General features: G+C 40.3%; 1 protein-coding gene. It reads right to left on the bottom strand.

Going from position 1 to position 1609, the window contains the following annotated elements; all coding sequences use genetic code 11:
* Positions 1–1609, bottom strand: a 1609-nt coding sequence (gene btuB, locus GKR71_RS00790) for a TonB-dependent vitamin B12 receptor BtuB (RefSeq protein WP_154633794.1), incomplete at both ends; no start/stop codon positions are given.

Here is a 1609-nt window from a genome sequence, read left to right as displayed (position 1 = left end):
ACCACGAATTGTGAGATGTGAAGTGATTGGATATGCGGCTGTGATATCCCAAAGGCTAACGCCACCGAGTTTTAATCTTTTATAGTCACCAGTACTAGTGTCATATTGACCGAAGTCTTTATCATATCTAGAGCCAATGTATTGATAAGTTAGCCCCCAATCTACATTGGCAACATTCCAATCTAGTTGATATTTGATCTGTTGCTTAGCTCGACGAATTAAGACTTTATTCGTTTTCTCATCCCTAGGATCGGTATATTGATATGTAAGCTGATGGTGGAATATGCCTGTATCCATATCCCCGTTCCACTCGATACCTTTTATTGTCGCCTCACCAACATTTTGCCATCCCCAATTAGTTTCGGCTTTCGCATCAATAAGATTGGTAATTTCATTCTTATATGCAACTAATTGCCAATTTAAAGGACCTGTGAGCCCTTTCATTCCACCTTCCCATTGCTTGCTTTCTTCTGGCTTTAGGTCTGGATTGCCATATGGCGCTGAAGCATATAGTTGGCTAATGTTTGGTGCTTTATAAGCCGTAGCATAAGAGCCTATTAGCTGATATCCATCAATGAATTCCCATCCAGCACCTGCTTGCCATGTTGTATGCCAGCCAAACTCTGAATGTTTTTCAGACCTTACAGCGCCTTCAATAGTGAAAGCAGAGATTGCTTGCTGAGACGTTAAATAGATTCCAGTATTATTGATTGATTCATTGTTTGGTAATGAAGATGTTCCCGCTTCAATGGTTTGCTTTTGATAATCAATGCCAGCCGAAATTGTACCATTTTCAAATTGGTAATTATTTCCCCATTGAACGTTATACTGTTTCGAATCATCAACACGAGAACCTTTACCGTATTTTCCATATCTTGGGTCATAGTTATAATCTTTAACGTGACTATAACTGCCCATTAATGAAGTAGAGTATTTCTCCTGATGATATTTAACACCAGTTTCATAGGTACGGCTATATAGCTTGCGGGTATCAGCCAAAATACCAGCAAACTCAGAGGCATCATAATTTGTTCGATTATCGTACCCATAGGCTCTGGCATAAGCTAAAACATCTGGAGTAAATTGATGTTCCACACCTAGCCATAATGTTTTATTAAGAAAACCATCCTTGTCTGGCTGGGGATGTCCTCCTGTATTTCCTCTTGCCTCTACATCAAACCCTTTTGTATATGTATAAGCCGCCGCGCCCGTAACGGTTGTATTCTCACCAATTTTTTGTTGCGTTGAACCGTTATAGTTTTGATAGCCATAAGAACCAATTCCAGCATTTAGTGTGGTTCCTTCATTATTACGGCGAGTAATAATGTTAATCACACCACCCACTGCATCAGAGCCATAAACTGCTGAACGTGCGCCACGAATATATTCAATACGCTGCACTAGCGAGATTGGAATTTGGCTCATATCTGAAGAACCAGAAATCCCTGCTTGATTAAGACGAACACCATCAATTAAAACCAAAACATGGCGTGATTCTGTTCCTCTAATAAAGAGGGAACTTTGTTGCCCTATTCCACCATTTTGTGCAACATCCACACCCGGCAGGCGTCTCAATACATCAATCACGGTATTTGACTGCCAATGATCA

It is taken from the genome of Providencia sp. wls1922 (assembly GCF_009706505.1).
Classification (GTDB): Bacteria; Pseudomonadota; Gammaproteobacteria; order Enterobacterales; family Enterobacteriaceae; genus Providencia; species Providencia lanzhouensis.
This window is presented reverse-complemented; position numbering and strand designations above follow the sequence as displayed.